The following is a 19814-nucleotide window of genomic DNA, read 5'->3' as shown; positions in this document are numbered from 1 at the left end:
CGATCAAAAAGGCCCTTGCGGGTGACGCGATGCCGGCCCCGTTCATCGTCAACTAATACCCATCCATAAAATGGTAGCTTGGGGTGAGGATTTCGGAAGCACGAAGACACAGAACCAAACCCCAAGATGCCATATCCTCCCGGCCTTAACCACACCCACCGAAAGCCGTTAAGTAACGTTACCTTACGTTATCTCTGCGCAAATGTAACGTTTATGACGGTGCCCATGCACCGACCAATCTTTGCCCCTGATGCCGACATTCGGAGTTCTGCCGTCGGTTCATATCTCCAAACCCCCTCACCGATCCAGGTGGCATAATAATTGATTTAATTAAATTAGATCAAATTGGATCATTTGGTGAATCGAAGCAATCCTGGAAAGCCGGAATAACCGATGGATAGTAATAAGGAGACAAACCATGCAAAGACTGTTTGAAACGATGACTCTGGGGAATTTGACCTTGGCAAACCGGTTTATCTTTCCGCCGGTTAAAACGGCCTACGGCACGCCGAAGGGCAATGTGACCGATCGGCATCTGACGTATTATCGACAAATTGCCGAAAATGGGCCGGGCTTGCTGATCATTGAGCCGGTGGCGGTCACTGTGGAGGGCAAGGAACATCCCAAACAACTGTGCATCCATCTTCCGGAAAGTGCTGACGAACTGAAAAAAATCGTAGATGTGATTCATGCCAAAAACCGGTTGGCATGCCTGCATCTCAACCACGCCGGTGCGGCGGCCAACCCCAAAGCAACGGGCGTCAACCCCAAAGCGCCATCGGCCATGACCTGTCCGACCACCGGCGCGACATCCGAAGTACTGACCGAACCGGAAATCGGCGCCATCGTGGACGGATACCGCTCGGCAGCGCAAAAGGCCGTGGCTGCCGGTTTCGACGCGATTGAAGTCCAGGGCGGCCACGGATATCTATTGTCGCAGTTTCTCAACGGGAAAACCAACCAACGAACCGACCGTTACGGCCAAAACCGCTTGCTGTTCGCCCAGACGGTTCTATCGGCGGTAAAAGTGGGCGCCCCCGACCTGCCCTGTATACTGCGCATTTCCGGCAATGAAATGTCGCCGGCGTTCGGTATCTCGCCGGAGGATCTGGCGCCCCTGCTAAAGTATGCGACCGCGACTGGAATCTGCGCCGTTCACGTGGGAATGGGGTCGGCATGCTTCAGTCCGCCATGGTATTTCCATCACGCCCGTTTGCCGGAAAAGCCCCAGATCGATTCACTGGCCTGGGTCCGCACCCAAACCGATTTGCCCTTGATTGCGGCCGGCCGGATGGGCCGCTTGGACCGCGCTGTCCAGGTAATCGATGAAGGTCTGGCCGACCTGGTCGCACTGGGCCGCCCCCTGATTGCCGATCCCGACCTGATCGAGAAGTGGCAATCAGGGAAACCCGATGAGGTGAAAGCATGCGGGTACTGCCTGCAGGGATGCCTGCACCGTGTCAAAAATGGAGAGCCCATCGGTTGCAACGTCAATCCGGAGATCGGGCAGCCGGCCTTAGAACAATCAGCTCACCCCATGAATGTTCTGGTGGCCGGCGGCGGGCCGGCCGGGATGAGCGCCGCCCTGTACCTTTCCAAACGCGGGCATCGCGTCACATTGGCCGAAAAGGAAAAGCAGCTCGGCGGGCAGTTCAACCTGGCGTGGCAGGCACCGGGCAAACAGAAGATGCAAGACAGCCTGGACAATCTGGCATGCAGCGCAATAGCCAATGCCGAGGTCGTGCTGACCGGAAGAGCCGTGGACAAGGACCTGGTGGCTGACATCCAGCCGGATCTATTGGTATGGGCTACCGGGGCACATCAGAAAATTCCTGAGATTAAGGGACTCGACAGCCAGTACAACATGACGTCCATAGAATACTTCAGCGGCGCGAAACTGGTCAAGGGTCCGCGGGTCCTGGTGATCGGCGCCGGCCGGACCGGGCTTGAAATCGCGGAGAAACTCGGTGCGGAGGGCCTGGATGTGACCGCCACCAAACGCACGGATCCCATCGGCAGCATGATGGAGATGATCACCAAAAAGCTGACCCTGATGCGCATCGACCAAATGAACAACGTGGCCCTGATGCCTCACACGGCGGTCAAGGCGTTCGAAAGCGACCGGGTGGTGGTGGAAAAGGATGGCGAAACCATGGCCTTGGAACCGTTTGAGACGGTCATATTGGCTTCGGGGATGCGTTCCGCACCGGGGCCGGAACCGGCCATGGAACAAGCGGCGACAGCCGTTGAGGTGATCGGTGACGCTGAAAAGGTCCTGGACATTTACACGGCCGTTCATGCCGGGTATTCGCTGGCTCTAAAGTACTAGGAGGTTTTACATGACTGACATATCCTTTGCAGACATTGCGATCGTTTCTTGTGGCACCCTGAGTCTCGAACTGAAACATCTAAGGGCCGAAGGGTTTCTGGATACGGAACATTTGTTTTTCACGACACCGGGACTGCACGAAGACATCCATGAACTAGAGCGTCAACTGCTTGATCGGATTGCCAAAGCCAGGGAAAAAGCGGGCAAGGTCCTGGTGGTCTACGGCGGCAAATTCTGCTACGTCAATGCCGACGAACCGACCCGCACCATGCAGCAGATCATCACCGAGCAGGGAGCCGGTGTGGCCCGGATTCAAGCCACCCACTGCATGGACATGCTCGCCAGCGAAGCCGAACGGGAAAGGATTGCCGCCGAAGTAGCCGGTGGAGAAAAGGTCTGGTGGATGACTCCCGGCTGGATCAAGTTTCGCCACAAGGTTTTCAAGGGGTGGGACAAGGGGCTGGCCAATGAAAACTTCCCCAGGCATTCCGGCGGCGCCGTTGTTCTGGATGGGGTGGGCTACCTGGACACCTATATGGCCGAGCATCCGGAAGATTTTCTGGACTATTCTGACTGGATGGGGATTCCCATCATCCCCTATCCAGTCAGCCTTGACCGCTTTAAAATGCTGCTTAGCGAGCAAGCGGAAAAGCTGCATGGCAACGGCGTGCAAGGGTAGCCTGACTACCGATGCTATCTTACAGTCTCAAAGATTCACTTCTGATCAAGGTCTTCAATCTTGTATTTGGGCTCGGTGTGGGAGGAAGGCTTCTATCTTTGGGACTATGATAGCATGCGATCATACCGTACCCGGTGAAGCCTGGCCGTTTGGACCCTCTCCGCGGCAAGCCGCGGGGAATCCTCACCGTAGGGATAAAAAATCGATCTCCAGTTCGCTCGCTAACCCCGCCGCAAGCGATGGGGTTAGCGCTTGCTATCGCGGTTCAAATCAATGCTTGCCGATGCATAACCCCATCCCGGATTCAGGGGAAATTTTCATCACCTTCATCACCCATAGATAGTCAACATCCCCGGGTACACCCGGGGATATTTATTTTAGTCAAATGACTTAAATATTGCTTGACATCATGTTTCTCAGCAATTACGTTTTAGTCAAATGACCACTATCTGGAGAGAACAGCGTGCCGAGACCCAAAAAACCAAGATTCGTATCCGGTTACCCGACCATCGCCGCCTTTGTCCCGCAGGGAGTGCCGATCACCGGGGAGGTGATGCTGTCGGTCGAAGAACTGGAAGCGATACGATTAAGCGATTTCGAACATCTAGACCAGGAATCGGCGGCCAACCTCATGCAGGTGTCCCGCCAGACCTATGGCAGGATTTTATTCACTGCCCGCGGTATCGTCGGTGAAGCACTGGTCACCGGCAAAGCCCTGAAAATTGCCGGCGGCGACTATACCATGCGCCGTGGTGGCCGAAGGCATCGAGGCCGGGGTCGGCGGGGCCGCATGGGTGGGCAAGAATAACATGAGCATGCCGGCGAAGGATAACGATGAGGTCTTTTTTTTGAGAATTTAGAAGTTTGAAAAACAGTGAACGGTGAACAGATACCCTAAACAGGAGGGAGGTGAATCATATGCCCAGAGGAGATGGAAAAGGCCCGGACGGACAGGGCCAACAATCAGGCAGAGGACAGGGTCCCTGCGGCCAAAACGGCCAGCCGGCCCAACCGCAAGATCAAGGAGGAAGACGCGGCGGTCGTGGTGCCGGCCAGGGTAAAGGCCGGGGTGGCGGTCGTGGACAGGGACAAGGTGGCGGTTCGGGAGGCGGTCGCGGTGGCGGTCGCGGTCAAAACCGTTGAACAAAAACCCAAACAAGGAGGAACGTATCATGCCACGATTAGACAGAAGCGGTCCCATGGGGGCCGGACCCATGACCGGCGGTCGCAGGGGAACCTGCGGGCGCGCAGGAGGGCCAACCGACATGCCGGTTTACGGCGGCGGCTATGGCAGGGGCATGGGTTTCAGGCGCGGATATGGCAGGGGCCGTGGTTACGGGTTCGGACCGGCCTACGGCGCCGTTCCCTATCCGCAGGCCTATGGCAACAGGCACCCGGTAAGCAAAACCGATGAAATGGAGATGCTGCGGGCCGATGCCGAGGCCATGCGCCAATCCCTTGAATCCGTTCAGCGTAGAATCGCCGAACTGGAAAAGGATGAGTCCCAATAGCAACTGATCGGGGGTACCGGCCTGAAGGGAGCTCACATCCAACGCCCCTACAACCCGGTACCCCACTGTCGTCACCCCGAAAGGAGCAACCAATGGCTATCGAAGTATTGATCAAACGACGATTTATCAATGAAAAAGAAGCGGCGCTGGCCCCCCTGATCGTCCGCTTACGCTCCCTCGCACTGGCCCAGCCCGGCTATATCTCCGGCGAAACCTTAAAGTGCATCGATCCAGCCGGTGAAGACGAATACCTGGTGAGAAGCACCTGGCGCTCCGTGGAAGATTGGAAAACCTGGCTTCACAGCGACGAACGGACCACGATCCAGAACGAAATCGACACCATCACGGGTGAAGAAACCGAATACCGCGTCTATGAACCCCTGGTCGGCGGTATTATGCCAGCGTATAAAGAAGAGAAGCGAAACGTGCCATCAACGGATATTCCCCTATAACGGTGATGTTAAAGTCAGCCCAGAATCTTTCCGACTCTCGCTTGTCGGGTCATTGCGATTTTCTGTGTCTTTCGCAAATGTAAAGTAACGCTGCCGCCACGAGCAATGCACCCAGCACGTTCACGCCAAAATCCCACCAATAGAATAACGCCGAACACGGGGATAATGCTGAAGAACTGCCTTGCGGCTTTACAGAACTTAGGCAGCTGAAGACCAGCTATTGTGGCAATTTGCATGTCCGGTTGTTGGGGAGCCCCAGTCATTTGAGGAAACGCACGCCGCCTGTATTTCACAATGTTATCGATTGCGCTGGCGCCAAGACCCGGCGTGGTGGCGGGAATTACGATTTTCATTTTTTATCCAGAATTGGCACTATTTCTGCTGCTGTTTTTTAGTGAAAGGAAAATCGTTCATGGCTTTCGAGAATGAAAACGGAAAAAATGGCAAGCATCAGACGATTCCTACCGCCTCTAAAAAAGCGCTGACTCAGAAACGGCCTGCGAAAACCTGGATGGTGAAGAGGTTTTTTGCATGGATTGCTCGCGGTGCGAATCAATCCACTACCGGGATAACGTCCTGTCCGACTTGACGGGTCAGGCATTAAAACCTGCCAGGTCGGCAGGATTTATAAACCGCCAACGCCTTGAAAATCGGTTCTTTAGATGTTTGATTTCGGATCAGATACGATCTTCACACCAAAATCCGCTCATATTTTCTATGCGATTAAGGTAGGAATTTTGGGCAGTTTGATAAACTGTTTAAGGTAACGTCGAAATGACACCGCTCCCATCTCAAAAAGACCTCCGGCAAATGGCTTCCCGGTGGCTACCTTCCTCCCATGGCACCCACCGCTTTCAAATTCATACCGACACCACGGATTTCTTCCGCGTCGAATATGGTGATGTGGTTGTTCTTGGCGATAGCCCCTATCTCATTCGCCATAATGCCAGGGAAGGACGGTTTGGAATCGATGACGATGTCAAATTTTGGGTCAAGCGCGCCATTGATCTGAAAAACGGAAACCTGAAGATCCTCAAGCTGGTCTTTTACGAAAAGTTTACGAGCCATATCGGCAGCATCGCCTTCGAGTGCTTTCGCAGCCCCAGAAAAGAGGCTCGCATTCTGGATCTGGTTGCCGGCCATAAAAACTTCATGCATGGCCATGCCATAAAGGATCAAGCGGACAACCTCATTCGCGTGCTCGATTTTATCAAGGGTCAAACGCTTTATGATTATGTTGAGGGGCTTAGTCTGGACCATCAGACCTATTTTTACGAACGTTTGCCTGTCATTTTAACCAACTTTATTGAATGCATCGGGGCGATCCGTTTTCTTCACGAACATGGCGAAAAACACGGAGATATCCGGCGCGATCATATTCTGATAGATCGCCATAGCGGGCGGTACCGATGGATCGATTTTGACTTTAACTATCGGCACCGGGAAAATGTATACGGCTACGATCTTTTTGGATTAGGTAACGTGTTGATATTTTTAGTGGGTATGGGAGATATACTGCTGCCGGCGTTGAAGAGACAGGATCACCCTGCTCTGGATAGGCTGGCAGAAGACGATCTAAATATCGTGTTTAACAATCGCGTCGCCAATCTCAAAAAGATTTACCCTTACATTCCCGAGACCCTCAACCGGATTCTAATGCATTTTTCCAAAGGCGCGAATTGGTTTTATGAAAACACACTACAATTGTTGGATGATTTGAAAGCATACCAAACATCAACCTGAACGTTCTTGAAATCGAGGAGTGAAAAAATGATCAAGGATGAGACGGAATTTAACAAAAACATCCTGATTGCCGTGGACGAGTCGGAAAACGCCAGCCGGGCGGTATCCTACGTGGGTCAAATGCTTGCAGGGGTGCTAGGTTTTAAGGTGATAGTCCTGCACGTCATCAGTCAACCCGAAGAAGATTTCTTTTCTACCGCTGCTGAAAAAGACACATGGCTCGGCCAGTACAAGCTGAAAGTGGATGCCATGCTTAAGAATTATCGAAAACGTCTGATCGGTGATGGAATTGAACCGCAGGATGTATCGGTCCGTTCCAGGCTCCGCTACTGTCCCTCCCTGACGGAGTGCATTCTGGCGGAACGCAGCCAAATGAATTGCAGCACCATCGTGGTTGGCAGGCAGGGCATTTCACGAAGCGAAGAGTTTCTATTCGGCAGTGTCTCCAGCAAGATCGTCAACCATGCGCGCGACTGCACGGTGTGGGTGGTCGAATAACTTTAAAAAAGGAGTCCTTATCATGGAGAAAAAAGTCTTGATGGCTGTCGATGATTCGATCTACTCGAATCAATCATTGCGGTATGCAACCCACATACTCAGTGGTTCGAAAGATGTTACCTTTACCCTTTTTCATGCGCAACCGATGATTTCGCAATACCTTTTGGATGAGGCCAGAACCGATCCAAAGGCCAATGCAAGCCTAAAAAAGGTCATTAAAAAGAACACCGCGGAAGCACACATGCTCCTTAAAAAGCAAAAAGAACGGATGATCACAATGGGGGTCCCCAACAAACGCATCGAAGTGGTTGCCCAGCCAAGGATGATAGGACGATCAAAAGATATTCTGGAATATGCACGCAAAGGTATTTATGATGCCATCGTGGTGGGACGAAGGGGCCTGTCGCGGATTCAAAAAACTTTTATGGGCAGTACCAGTGCCGATTTACTGGAAAACGCCGACGTCATCCCGGTGTGGATGGTGGACGGAGACGTGACGAGCCAACGGATCCTGGTGGCGGTGGACGGCTCCGAAAGTTCGTATCGCGCGCTCGACCATGTTAAATTTATGCTCTCAGAAAACCCGGAGATAAAATATAGTCTCTTTCATGTATCCCCTGATGCAGAAGATATAGACGCAATATCTCTCGGAAAGGATGATCCTGACATTCAAGATATGGTTGCTAAAGGTTCGGAACGATTGATCAGGAAATTTTTTTCCGATGCAGAGCAACAATTAAAGAACGCCGATATAGCCGCTGGCCGGATTGAAATCAAAACCACCAAACGAAAGGCCAGAGTGGGCAAAATGATCCTCGAGGAGGCCAAGAAGGGAAATTACGGCACAGTGGTCGTCGGCAGGCGGGGAGCAGACCGTGCTCACTTCTTTGGAAGTGTTTCTCGCTATGTAACCCAAAGGATAACGGATCGCGCGCTTTGGCTTGTTTCATAGAAAAGGAGGTGCGTAAAATGCCCAGAGGAGATGGATCAGGCTCAAGCGGCCAGGGAACCTCAACAGACAAGGGAATGGGAAAAGGTCAAGGAAACGACCGCGGTCGGGGAGGTGGCTTTTCGGCAGGTCCCGGCGGATACTGCGCCTGCCCGAGCTGTGGGGAAAGCGTGCCACACCAAGTTAGGACTCCCTGCAATGAGCAGCGCTGCCCCAAGTGTGGAACGGCGATGACGCGAGAATAGATCTGGTTATTACGACGAATAGCTCTCCATTTTTGTTGTCCTGGGGCGATCACAGATTTATTATGTATTCAAACAGTAGCAAGAACATTAGAGACACAAGAAGAAAATGGAAATAAAAAAATAAAGGGGGTTAAAGCTATGCTAGAAATTAAGAAGATTCTCTTCCCATTGGATTTGACAGAAAATTCGTCAAAGATTCTGCCTTATGTATTGTCGCTCTCCGAGAAATATAACAGTCTCGTTTACCTACTGCATGTGGTGCAGGATCTCAATAAATGGGGCAAGCTCTATGTACCCCATCCTTCTATGGATAACTTCCAAAAAGAAGCCAATGAGGTCGCTAAAAAGGCCATGGACACAATTTGTGAAAATCAGTTGCAAAGCTGCCCCAATTTTCAAAAAAGGGTCGTTTCCGGAGATGCCGCAGATGAAATTCTAAAGGCCATTGAATCCGAAAACATAGACCTGGTAATTTTGGGAACACATGGCCGAAAAGGATTGGAGCACGTGATCTTTGGGAGCGTGGCGGAAAAAGTGGTTAAGAAATCACCGGTTCCCGTACTTTCAATCAATCCTTACCAACTCAAGTGAACTCACATTTCAAACCCTTGTAACCGATGGCGAACCGGTGTTGCATATCAATCTCGGCCATTATAGGGGGTAGATGGAATGGAAGACAAAAGAAAAAACTGGGTGTGTGCTCACTGTGGATACACGGCAGACGGCAGTTTCGTAGGAGATATCTGTCCCAGTTGCGGTCTGACTTACTGGAAATGTGATCGGTGCGGATTTCTCATTACGGCCGCAAAGCCGCCGGAGATTTGCCCAGAATGTGGCAAACGGTGCGATTTCATCGATGTCACTTGCTACCTTCCTGATTGTGGCGGTCCGGGTAATATTGATCCCAGATTGTAGGAAAAATCGCATCCCCTTTGGGGTGTGACAATCAATGGAAGGAAAGTAACGCCAAGCGCTTTACGGTGTTGGTCCAACGTACATATAAAGTGTTCTTTTTGCTATACCTATCCCTTCGCAGACCTGTTTGACTGATAATCGCTTTTCCGTTACCTTTAACTTTCTATCGGCTTACAAGGGCTTCACCATGTCCAAATTTTCTTTGGAAGTTTTAGAGCGGCGTGTGTTCCCATTTACTGAAACCGAAGACCCCGATGTTCTCTTAGGAGCTGCTTTCGGCGAAGATGTTGCGCTAACGCGAGTTGGAGGTGATGTCCTGATCTCCCATGTAGACCCAATCGTTGGTGCCATAGGCAACATCGGCTGGCTGGCTGTCCACGTGGCCTGCAACGACGTCGCCACCAGTGGAGCCCCTCCCCGCTGGATCCAGCTATTGGTTTTGGTTCCGACAGTGGGTGATGAGGATCTGCTGGAGCAAATCATGCGTGACGCTAATCGCGCAGCTAAGGAGATTGGCGTCTCCATCATCGGCGGTCACACCGGTTATACTTCTGGATTATCCAGGCCATTGGTCGCTGTCACCGCATTGGGATCAGCATCAGGCCGTAAGCTGGTTCGGACCAGCGGAGCTCAAATCGGCGACCATGTGCTGGTTACCAAGGGTATTGCCTTGGAAGGAACGGCCATTCTGGCTCAGGACTTTAGCGACGTAGCACTAAAATTGGGGTTAAGCGAAAGAGACATAGAGAAAGCGCACCACTTAATGAGCGAGGTGAGCGTTGTTCCGGAAGCCTTAGCAATCGCTGGACTGGGGGCAACGGCTATACATGACGTGACCCGTGGCGGACTTTTGGAGACCTTATTGGAGATTGCCCATCTATCAGGAGTCGGTATGGAGGTGGATCATTCCAGACTGCCAATCCGCCCTGTGGTTGCTCGCTTGGCCCAGACGTTCCAATTCGACCCGCTTCGGATGATTTCTTCCGGGACCCTGGCGGCCACTGTTCCGCCCGATAGGGTAAAGGACGTGAGGAATGCTTTGACAAAGATTGGGGTTCTTTTGTCCGATGTGGGTCAAGTTTCAGATGGCACCGGTGTGAGTCTCCTTCGCAAGGAAGAAACCAAACACTATCGTCAAATTCGGTGTGAAGAAGATGAATTAACCCGTATGTGGACCCTCTACCCACGGGAGGGGTAGTGATGGAATGGGTGTGAATTAAGAAAAAAGGTTTGAGCACGTGATCTTTGGGAGCGTGGCGGAAAAAGTGGTTAACCAATCACCGGTTCCAGTGCATCTCAATCAATCCTTACAAACTCGGGTAAGTTTACATTCCGTATGCGTTTTACCACTGAAAAAATTAAGCTTATTATTCAAGTGCTTGAACAGGCTGTCTCCGAACATCGCGGATGGCTTAATGATTGGCATCGCAGCCTGATATTCGGTCAACCATTAGCAAGTACATGTTTTTTAAAGGATTCTTACCGGAAATGTGGTTTTGGCCAATGGTACTACAGCCAGTCTTCCCCAATCTTGAGTGACCATTCGGTTTTTATATTAATTGGTCAAATCCACCGCGATTTGCATAATAAAGCCTTTGTCTTAGCTGATAAAATAAAACATTATGGAACTATTTCCATCAAAGATTACGATTTTTTCATAGCTAAGGAACAGGATTTCTCCAAAAAGATCTTTGACTTGAGAGATGAACTTCGTGAAGTCCTATTTGAAATTGATCCTCTGACAGATATTTTCAACCGGCAGGCTTTTTTTCGGATTCTCTCCTATGAATATGAACGAGCATCACGTACCGGTCAACCATGTTGCATTTGTATGGTAGACCTTGATCATTTCAAAGCCATAAATGACACTTATGGCCACCTGGTTGGCGATAGGGTGTTGCGGGCCGTTGCACACTACTTAACCGGCAAACTACGCCCCTATGATTCGATGTGTCGTTACGGTGGGGAAGAATTTCTTATCTGTTTACCAAATACGAAGCTGGACAAGGCCAAGAAAATTGTGAACCGGTTGCGGATTGGGTTGTTATCGCTACCTATTGACCTGGATAATGACAAACAAGTGAAAATTACAGCGTCTTTCGGTATTGCAAAAATGGCGATCAATATCACTATAAATGACAATATCATCCGTGCCGATGAGGCACTATACGCTGCAAAGTATGGCGGACGTAATCAAGCTATCGCATATGAAGAGATTAGGCCGGCCTTGAAAAATGCTCGAAGGAACGTAAAGTAAACGTACTCGCTCAATGGAAGGCATCCTCAATTCAACACGATAAAGTTGTGGTCCAAGAATTAAAAGAGTCTTGGTTCCCGGCGGTGTTTTTCTTTGTAGCGTCCCTGTACCCGATCGAAACAGTCTTCAAAGCACAATCAGAGGTCGCTTGTTTTCAGAAGAAGCGTTGTCAGGAATATGCAAAGAGCATGGTTTTAGATTCGAAAGTGTTCCTGTTGAAAATGTAGTTCTGCTTTATTTCAGGACAATCTTGCAGAAATAAAAAATTATTCGACGCCCCGCGATCTGATAATCAGCAAGGGTCGGTCTATGCTGTGTAATACGCCGGCGGCCACACTTCCATAAAAAACCCGGGAGAGGCTTCCCCGGCCGTGACTGGCCATTGCGATGAGATCCGCACCCTCCCTTGCGGCTGTATCAATAATTGACTGTACAACAGAGCCGTATGAAGAGACGATCTTTTTAGCGTTGATTTTTTTCTCCTTAAACACCCCCTCCAATCCGGCCAAATATGATTTTGCTTCCTTTTTGAGTCGATCGTGATCCTGCTGATACATCGATAGATCAACCACCTCATCATAGCCCAGCATCATTACATCCTCCACAATTCGCAGGAAGATCACTTTGGCACCAAAACGCCGGGCCAGTTCTTCCACATGGGGCAATATCGCCTCCGCTCGTTTTGATCCATCCAAAGGGACCAAGATTGTTTCATACATGGTGACCTCCTTTTATCTGTTGACTGATTTAACGGTTTTAAGGTAGCCGTTCAAAGGTTCAGGGTTCAGAGGTTACGGGTGCACCGAGAACCTCAGCCAAAGTGACCATTAACGGTAAACACTGATCCAATGAACGGTTACATGCCGGAGGTGCTTGCGCCACGATTGGCGGTCGAATCAGGACCTTGGTAACCTACGAGCAAGGTCAAGGAATGAAAGCCAACCCAGAACGGTGAACCCTGAACCTCTGAACGCTTACGTTTCAAGAGATATAATTTTATAAGAAGCAAAACACGAACCAACAGGTACGAAAAATGTTGACCGACGATCAAATCAAAAAAGTGGCTCTGGGCATTATCGGCGAGATTGCACCGGAAGCCGATATCGAAAATCTCGATCCTGCCCTTCGGTTCCGCGACCAGTTCGATTTCGATTCAGTTGATTTTATGAACTTCGCCGTTGCGCTTCAAGAACAGCTGAGAGTGGATATCCCCGAGGCAGACTACCCGCAACTGGCAACGCTAAAGGGTTGCATCGCGTATTTAAAATCCAAAATTGACCCATAGTCGTTCACGAATCCATCGCCCCTCACAGTGCCAATTCAACGACTAAAACACCGGGTTCTTCCGGGTCGCGCCGTTTGGTAAAACCGAATGCCTTGCAGAGCCTCAACATGGATCTATTCTCGGCCAACACCTCCCCGAAAATCTCGCCGATACCCCGGTTCTTGGCGTAATCGATAATGCGGCGCATGAGCATCGGCCCGAGCCCCATACCGGTCATGTCGCGCCGCAGGAGGATGGCGAACTCCGCGCGTTCGTTGTCCGGATCTGCCGCAAATCGCACCACGCCAAATAGCTCCGGTTCTTTTTGCCGCGGTTCTTTTTGAATAGGCGGCTCGCAAAGGACCATGGCCATCTCCCGGTCATAGTCGATCTGGGTCAAACGCGCCGCCAGTTTGTGGGATAAAATTTTCATGGGATGCAGAAATCGCAGGCGGATCTCCTCCATGGAGAGGTTGGCGAAAAGCGCTTGCAGGGACGGTTCGTCCTCAGGCCGTATGGGGCGCAGCAGCAACGTTTGGCCACCGGAAAGAGTAAGCGTCTCCTCGAGCTCCTTGGGGTATGGGCGAATCGCCAGGCGCTGGGTAGCGGAAAGATGCGACTTGACGACCTTAATACGTGCGTCCAGTGCCACGACACCCTGTTCATCGGCAAGCAGCGGATTGATATCCAGTTCGACGATATCTCCGATATCGCTGATCAGTTGCGACACCTTGACCAGGGTCAGCGCAATGCTGTCCAGATCTGCGGCCGGCTTGCCACGGTATCCTTCAAGCAGACGGTATACGCGCGCACGGGTCATCACTTCCCGGGCCAGGTGCATGTTAAGCGGCGGCAGGGCAATGGCCTTATCCTGAATGATCTCGACGGCTGTACCCCCCTGGCCGAACAGAATTACCGGGCCGAACTGCACATCATCACTGATCCCGACAATCAGTTCATGGGCGTTGGGGCGGTGAATCATGGGCTGAACGGTAAAACCGGTAATTCTTGCCCCGGGTTGGTTTTCCCGGATTCGTTCCTGCATGGCCCAGGCGGTTTTTTGAACCGATTCTACAGAGGCAAGATCCAAGGCCACGCCCCCCACATCAGACTTGTGGGTGATATCAGGGGATAGGATCTTTAGTGCCACCGGTCCACCGATCCTGGCGGCAATCTCGGCCGCCTGTTCGGGTGTCGACGCTTCGTAGGTCTGGACCACAGGGATTTGGTAAGCGGCCAGAACGGCTTTTGCCTCGGTTTCGGTCAGCCAAATGCGCCCTTCAGACAGGGCCGTATCAACAATGCCGCGAGCCTTGTCCGTTTGCGGCGCGAAGACTTCCGGGATGGTGGGGGGTGTCTCCATGAGCATTTCCTGGCTGCGGCGGTAACGCACAAGCTGCATAAATCCGCGAACCGCGTCGGCCGGGGTGTCATAGGTCGGAATCCGGTTCTCGGCAAACATCTTACGGGCCTCACTGGCGTAATCGAGCCCCAGCCAGCTGGTGAAGATGCCCCGGGAAGCGGCCTTTGAACCGTTTGCTTTCAGCGTGTCGACCACCGCCCGGGCGGCCTCTGTGCTTGAAGCCACTGCCGTGGGGCAGTTTAGGACAAGAATGGCATCGACCCCCTTATCTTCAAGAAGCGCCGTTAACGCCTCGGTATAGCGTTCCGGCGGCGCATCACCGATGATGTCTACTGGATTATTGTGTGACCAGGTGTGCGGAAGAACGCTGTTAAGCCGCGCCATGGTTTCAGGAGACAGCTCGGCCAGGCACCCCTTTTTATCGATCAGAACATCGGTGGCCAGCACACCCACGCCGCCGCCATTGGTCAGGATGGCCAGACGATCTCCTGAAAACCGATGGGACATGGCCAGGGTTTCCACGGCATCGAAGAGGGCCTGCATATCCATCACCCGCAGCATCCCGGCCCGCTGAAAGGCAGCGTCGTAGACATCATCGGCTCCGGCCAAGGCTCCGGTATGGGAAGCGGCGGCCCGGGCGCCCTCAACATGTCGTCCGGCTTTGACCACGATCACCGGTTTCACCCGGGCCGCCGCCCGGGCCGCGGACATGAACTTGCGGGCATGGGTGATGGCCTCGATGTAAAGCAGGATCGCCTTGGCACTATAATCGGCGGTCAGATAATCGAGCATATCGCCGAAATCGACATCAGACATGTCGCCCACGGACACAAAATGGGAAAACCCGATTCCCTTCGACGTGGCCCAGTCAAGTACAGATGTCTGAATCGCTCCCGACTGGGCGACAAACGCGATATTTCCACGAAGCGGCTGAACATGTCCGAAACTCGCATTAAGACCCACCCCGGGCACCATTATTCCCAGGCAGTTGGGGCCCACGATACGCAGCAGATGGGGGCGGGCCGCGTCGAGCATTCGGCCGCACAGCCTTTCTCCTTTTTCGCTGCCACCTTCGCCGAATCCGGCCGTGATCACCACCGCCGACCGGGTACCTCGCCGGCCGAAGTCTTCAATCAGCCCCGGAACCGTATCCGGCGGCGTGGCGATCACGGCAAGCTCCGGGGTTTTGGGCAAGCTCTGCACATCCGGATAGGCCGGGAGCCCTTCAATGCTCTTGTATTTCGGATTAACAGGAAGGATGTCGCCTTTAAAGCCGGCATTTACCAAATTCTTAGCAATCAGGGTCCCGATGGAGCCTGGTCTTTGGCTTGCTCCCACCAGGGCGACCGCAGCGGGGTTGAACATGCACTTAAGATTTCGGACAGTCATTGCCGTTCACCGTTCAGGGTTCAGGGTTCAGGGTTCAGGGTTCAGGGTTCAAAGTATACTACCTCACCCGGATAAACCGGTAACAACAAATCGCAAGCACCAAAGCTTAAATAACAAACTACCATTTTTAAATACGGGCAAAAACCAGCAGTTAATTGTCATTTTGATTTCTCCAATCTTGATGATTGGAATGTCCTTTCTTCAAGATCAAAGGGTTTTGAATTTGGGTATTGTGATTTATTTGTCATTTGGTTTTTGGTTATTGTAATTTTTTTACTATTTGTCTTTTGTTTTTTGGCATAAAACAAGAATCTCAGGATTAGGCGCCTAAGGATTGTGAACTTTGTTTCGTCCCCAATCCTAAGGGAAGGTTTCAAGGGTCGAAGTATCGCCCTCGGCCATTCCAAGTTCACGGGCTTTGAGCAGCCGTCGCATGATTTTACCGGCTTTATTCTTGGGCAGGTTCTCCTGAAACGTGATCGCTTTTGGCGCGATTGCCGGCCCTAACTTCTTGCGGGCAAAACCGATAAGCTCAAGACGCAGCTTGTCGCTGGGTACTGAATCCGGCTTAAGCGATACAAAGGCTTTGACAAGCTCTCCGAGCATCGGGTGAGGCTTGCCGATAACGCCGGCTTCGGCCACCGCCGGATGTTCCATCAGCGCACTCTCCACTTCAAACGGACCCACCAGGTGTCCCGAGGTTTTGATGATGTCGTCGGCGCGCCCGACAAACCAGAAATATCCATCGGCGTCTCGCCGGGCCATGTCGCCGGTGAGATACCAGCCGTCCCTGAAGCAGTTATTATAACGCTGGTCATCGTGCAGATATCCCCGAAACATGGAGGGCCAGCCGGGCTTGAGCGCCAGTTCGCCCTGAACGCCAGGTTCCTTTATCACCTCGATGGATTTTGGGGTTACGCGGCGAACGATGGCAGCGTCGATACCAGGTAAAGCAAGCCCCATAGATCCGTGCCGGATAGCAACGGCAGGGAAATTGGCGATCATGATGCCGCCGGTTTCGGTCTGCCACCAGTTGTCATGAATCGGCAAGCCCAGGGCCTGCTGCCCCCATACGACAGCTTCGGGGTTAAGTGGCTCACCGACACTGTGAATGAGGCGCAAGTGACGCAGGTCGTATTGGTTACGCGGTTCGATGCCTAAGCGCATCATCCTGCGGATGGCCGTGGGCGCCGTGTACCAGATGGTCACTTTCTCTTTTTCCAGTATGCGGTACCAGCCCTGGGCATCAAAATCGGCCTCCACAATGATGTTTTTGATGCCGTGAACCAACGGTGCAACAATACCGTACGAGGTTCCCGTGACCCAACCGGGATCCGCCGTACACCAGAACACGTCTTCGGGATGGAAATCCAACACATATTTTGCTGTCATGTAATGGGTAAGGACAGCATGGTGTACATGCACGGCGCCCTTGGGCATACCCGTGGTGCCGCTGGTAAAATGCAAAATCGCCATCTCCTCCGGATCGGTGGGAGGGATCACAAACGTGCCGGAGGCTTGCGCCATGCAGTGGGGCAGCGACCGGACACCGTCGCTAAGGTCTTTTTTAGCATCCGTCAAAAGAACATGGGTTAGTTGCGGCAAGCGCTCCCGCAGATCAGCGACTTTCTGCCGGTACAGCCGTTTGGTAGTCACCAGGACCTTGGCGTCACCCCTGCGTAATCGCTGGTAGATGGGTTCCGGACCAAAGTCCGAAAATAGAGGGCAAAAAACGGAAACCTGCTTCCATGCGCCGATGGCGGCGATATAAAGCTCGGGAATCCTACCGGTCAAGGTGAACACCCGATCGCCTTTATGCACACCAAGCGTAGCTAACACGTTGGCAAACCGGTTCGTTTGCGCTTGGAGATCCGCGTAAGTCAAATCCAGTATTGTGCCGTCCTGGCCCAACCATCTGATGGCCGGCTGATCGCGGCGTGGCCCGTTGGTGTGACGGTCGACCGCCTCGTGGGCAATGTTCAGACCCAGGCCGCCCGGCAGACCGTCCAGTTCATGGCGAATTTTCTCCCAGGTGAAGCCGGCGCAGGCTTTTTCATAGTCCAGCAGATGGGGTTTAACGCGCCATGATTTTGAAGATTTTTTTATCGGTGCCCGGCTCATTTCATGTTTTTCAATCATCGATGGATTGTCTAACCATACCTGACCAATGGAAAAAGATATCTTTCTCTTTCTCACCAATCAAAAAGCAAAAATTATACCAGATGTATTTTTGCCTAAAACATAAAACAATACAAACGTTTAGAATTTATTTTCTTGGAAGGTTGATCCACTTTACAGGCAAGAATGGAGGAATTTCGAATCCGATTTCGCAAACATTCGAAACCTGTATATATTGAATTTTGAAAATTTTAGGCCCTTACCAGGTTGCATGGGACGACGAAGGTCTCCCCTGTGGGTGTCATGGGCGCAGCGCAAACCTGAGATTATTCTTCTTTCTGAAGAGGGATATCCCACTTTTTCATGTATTTCCAGATGGCCGTGCGGCTCAGCCCGATCCGCCGCCCGACCTCAGCTTTGTTCCAGTCGCAGGTATCGAGGAGTTCGAGCAAGCCATCCCGGGTAACTTTTTTGTGCACCTTTACTTTTGCGTGGGGTGTGTCATAGAAAATTCCCACGGTGTCGGGCTGGCGAATTTCAATGGGAAGTTCGAAGATATCGATCTCTTTGCGATTGCATAGCACAAAAGCATGCTCAATGGCATTTTCCAGTTCACGGACGTTTCCCGGCCATGGATGATCCATGAATACACGCATTGCCGCCGTTGAAAAGCCTGCTATCTGCTTACCTGTTTTTTTGTTCATGCTTTTAATGAAATGGTCCGCGAGAATCGGGATATCCTCCCTTCGTTCGCGCAACGGTGGCAGGTGGATGGGGAATACTTTCAACCGGTAGTACAAATCCTCCCTGAAGAGCCCTTCCCGCACCCGGGCATAAAGGTCTTTGTGCGTGGCCGTAATAATCCGGATGTCGATCTTATGTCTCCGCGAATCGCCAACGCGCTCGACCTCTCTTTCCTGCAGCACCCGCAAAAGCTACACCTGAATATACGGGCTAAGTTCACCGATTTCGTCCAGAAAGATCGACCCACCGGAGGCCTCTTCAAATCGTCCCATACGATCCCGATTGGCGCCGGTAAAAGAACCCTTGACGTGGCCAAACAGCTCGCTTTCCAGCAGATTTTCGGACAGGGCGCTGCAGTTAACCGCCACCAAGGGGCCTTCCCGGCGGTCGCTGTTGAAATGGATCGCGCCGGCAACCAGTTCTTTGCCGGTACCGCTATCCCCTTGAATCAGGATGGTCGCCTCGCTGGCGGCGGCCGCACGGATCGCCTGGAAGACCTTTTGCATGGCCCGGCTTTTGCCAATGATGTTGTCCATGCGGTGGATCTCTCCCAGTCGAAACACCGCATCTTCAGCCTTTTTGCGCGCCCGCATCATTTCGGTCATGTCGGTGACCGTCTCGACGATGCCGAGGACCTGGCCGTCGTCGTTTTTAACCACACTGGCATTTTTGATCACCGACACATTATGGCCATCCTTATGCCGCACATGGCACTCCTTGGCTTCCGACTGCCCTTTTTCCACGATCCGGCATTTTTCAATGCTTGCCGGGCAGCTTTTGCCAAAACAGCGGCTGCACTCGAGCAACTGGCAGGTTTTTCCCAGCGCCTCCTTGGCCGAATACCCGCTGATCCGTTCCATGGAGGGGTTCCAGGAAGAAATTCGCCCACCGGCATCCATTGTGAACACCCCGTCGGCCATGGAGTCGATAATCCGGTTGACGAATCGCACATTCCAGATCTCATGGATCTTGTCGGTCATGGGAAGCACCCTTTCAAAGTTAGGCTTGCGTTACGAAACGTTACCATGCGTTACTTTTTGCTGCAGATTTCGATTTCGGTCAAGAAAAAAATGTATGTTGCCAAGACAATCGAAAATTTATCTTGGCATGATTCATTTGATGCTTCACGTGAAGGGCATCCCCCACGATTATTGATAGGAACGCAGCATAATGAGCCCACCTTTAGCAAAGGCAAACCGTTTTAAGAAAAACGGCACTATTAATGCAGACGAAATAACTAACCGAACCCAAAACAGAGGAGGTGCCGCATGTTTGCATTGATCTATGACACCCGCGAATTGGACAAACCTCAAAAAAGAGTGCTTTCCGTGCACAAAACCCGGCAAACAGCTGAACGT

19 protein-coding genes and 1 pseudogene are annotated in these 19814 nt (G+C 52.0%); 13 read left to right on the top strand and 7 right to left on the bottom strand.

The window, feature by feature from the left end:
- Positions 1-418 precede the first annotated feature (418 nt).
- From QNK41_RS15095 to QNK41_RS15085, 3 genes are all read left to right on the top strand, one after another.
- Entirely contained in the window at positions 419-2329 is a 1911-nt protein-coding gene (locus tag QNK41_RS15095; protein WP_319258340.1) for an FAD-dependent oxidoreductase, read from the top strand.
- Positions 2330-2339: 10 nt separating this feature from the next.
- On the top strand, positions 2340-3008 hold the full coding sequence (locus QNK41_RS15090) for a DUF1638 domain-containing protein (RefSeq protein ID WP_319258339.1): 669 nt from the start codon (positions 2340-2342) through the stop codon (positions 3006-3008).
- Positions 3009-3471: 463 nt separating this feature from the next.
- Positions 3472-3816: a DUF134 domain-containing protein gene (locus QNK41_RS15085; RefSeq protein ID WP_319258337.1), complete on the top strand. Its 345-nt coding sequence runs from the start codon at positions 3472-3474 to the stop codon at positions 3814-3816.
- 155 nt (positions 3817-3971) lie between these two features.
- On the opposite strand, the gene QNK41_RS15080 is transcribed toward QNK41_RS15085, so the two are convergent.
- Positions 3972-4142, bottom strand: coding sequence for a hypothetical protein (locus QNK41_RS15080; protein ID WP_319258336.1), 171 nt, complete (start codon positions 4140-4142; stop codon positions 3972-3974).
- A gap of 38 nt (positions 4143-4180) precedes the next feature.
- Here QNK41_RS15080 and QNK41_RS15075 point away from each other — a divergent pair, with 38 nt between their 5' ends.
- Both QNK41_RS15075 and QNK41_RS15070 read left to right on the top strand, forming a co-directional pair.
- Positions 4181-4519, top strand: coding sequence for a DUF5320 domain-containing protein (locus tag QNK41_RS15075; protein ID WP_319258334.1), 339 nt, complete (start codon positions 4181-4183; stop codon positions 4517-4519).
- Between the two features lie 92 nt (positions 4520-4611).
- Entirely contained in the window at positions 4612-4971 is a 360-nt protein-coding gene (locus tag QNK41_RS15070) for an antibiotic biosynthesis monooxygenase family protein (RefSeq protein WP_319258332.1), read from the top strand.
- A 14-nt stretch (positions 4972-4985) separates the two neighbouring features.
- On the opposite strand, the gene QNK41_RS15065 is transcribed toward QNK41_RS15070, so the two are convergent.
- Both QNK41_RS15065 and QNK41_RS15060 read right to left on the bottom strand, forming a co-directional pair.
- Positions 4986-5324 carry a hypothetical protein gene (locus QNK41_RS15065; RefSeq protein WP_319258331.1) on the bottom strand — a complete coding sequence of 113 codons (339 nt, stop codon included), beginning with the start codon at positions 5322-5324 and terminating at the stop codon, positions 4986-4988.
- Positions 5325-5796: 472 nt separating this feature from the next.
- Positions 5797-6114, bottom strand: a complete 318-nt coding sequence (locus QNK41_RS15060) for a hypothetical protein (RefSeq protein WP_319258329.1) — start codon at positions 6112-6114, stop codon at positions 5797-5799.
- 9 nt (positions 6115-6123) lie between these two features.
- Here QNK41_RS15060 and QNK41_RS15055 point away from each other — a divergent pair, with 9 nt between their 5' ends.
- From QNK41_RS15055 to QNK41_RS15030, 7 genes are all read left to right on the top strand, one after another.
- Positions 6124-6714, top strand: a complete 591-nt coding sequence (locus QNK41_RS15055) for a hypothetical protein (protein WP_319258328.1) — start codon at positions 6124-6126, stop codon at positions 6712-6714.
- Between the two features lie 27 nt (positions 6715-6741).
- Positions 6742-7212, top strand: a complete 471-nt coding sequence (locus tag QNK41_RS15050) for a universal stress protein (protein ID WP_319258326.1) — start codon at positions 6742-6744, stop codon at positions 7210-7212.
- 22 nt (positions 7213-7234) lie between these two features.
- The gene (locus QNK41_RS15045) at positions 7235-8164 is read left to right on the top strand and encodes a universal stress protein (protein WP_319258324.1); all 930 of its coding nucleotides are present in this window, start codon (positions 7235-7237) and stop codon (positions 8162-8164) included.
- A 380-nt stretch (positions 8165-8544) separates the two neighbouring features.
- A complete protein-coding gene (locus tag QNK41_RS15040; protein WP_319258322.1) occupies positions 8545-8997 on the top strand; it encodes a universal stress protein in 453 nt (150 codons plus the stop codon).
- A gap of 78 nt (positions 8998-9075) precedes the next feature.
- The gene (locus QNK41_RS23095; RefSeq protein ID WP_413815161.1) at positions 9076-9321 is read left to right on the top strand and encodes a rubredoxin-like domain-containing protein; all 246 of its coding nucleotides are present in this window, start codon (positions 9076-9078) and stop codon (positions 9319-9321) included.
- A 127-nt stretch (positions 9322-9448) separates the two neighbouring features.
- On the top strand, positions 9449-10519 hold the full coding sequence (locus QNK41_RS15035) for an AIR synthase family protein (RefSeq protein ID WP_319258321.1): 1071 nt from the start codon (positions 9449-9451) through the stop codon (positions 10517-10519).
- A gap of 138 nt (positions 10520-10657) precedes the next feature.
- Complete coding sequence (locus QNK41_RS15030) at positions 10658-11578, top strand: diguanylate cyclase (protein ID WP_319258319.1); 921 nt, start codon at positions 10658-10660, stop codon at positions 11576-11578.
- 266 nt (positions 11579-11844) lie between these two features.
- Here QNK41_RS15030 and QNK41_RS15025 read toward each other — a convergent pair whose 3' ends face one another.
- Positions 11845-12297 (bottom strand): universal stress protein, encoded by a 453-nt coding sequence (locus QNK41_RS15025; RefSeq protein ID WP_319258318.1) that lies wholly within the window; start codon positions 12295-12297, stop codon positions 11845-11847.
- Positions 12298-12611: 314 nt separating this feature from the next.
- Here QNK41_RS15025 and QNK41_RS15020 point away from each other — a divergent pair, with 314 nt between their 5' ends.
- Positions 12612-12863 carry an acyl carrier protein gene (locus tag QNK41_RS15020; RefSeq protein WP_319258316.1) on the top strand — a complete coding sequence of 84 codons (252 nt, stop codon included), beginning with the start codon at positions 12612-12614 and terminating at the stop codon, positions 12861-12863.
- A 22-nt stretch (positions 12864-12885) separates the two neighbouring features.
- Here QNK41_RS15020 and QNK41_RS15015 read toward each other — a convergent pair whose 3' ends face one another.
- From QNK41_RS15015 to QNK41_RS15005, 3 genes and pseudogenes are all read right to left on the bottom strand, one after another.
- A complete protein-coding gene (locus QNK41_RS15015) occupies positions 12886-15594 on the bottom strand; it encodes a bifunctional acetate--CoA ligase family protein/GNAT family N-acetyltransferase (protein WP_319258314.1) in 2709 nt (902 codons plus the stop codon).
- Positions 15595-15954: 360 nt separating this feature from the next.
- The gene (acsA, locus tag QNK41_RS15010; protein WP_319258313.1) at positions 15955-17733 is read right to left on the bottom strand and encodes an acetate--CoA ligase; all 1779 of its coding nucleotides are present in this window, start codon (positions 17731-17733) and stop codon (positions 15955-15957) included.
- 305 nt (positions 17734-18038) lie between these two features.
- Positions 18039-19436: pseudogene (locus tag QNK41_RS15005) on the bottom strand (sigma-54 interaction domain-containing protein).
- Positions 19437-19814 lie beyond the last annotated feature (378 nt).

It is taken from the genome of Desulfosarcina sp. (assembly GCF_033791525.1).
GTDB lineage: Bacteria > Desulfobacterota > Desulfobacteria > Desulfobacterales > Desulfosarcinaceae > Desulfosarcina.
The sequence above is the reverse complement of the archived record's forward strand: the minus strand, read 5'-3'. Positions and strand labels throughout refer to the sequence as shown.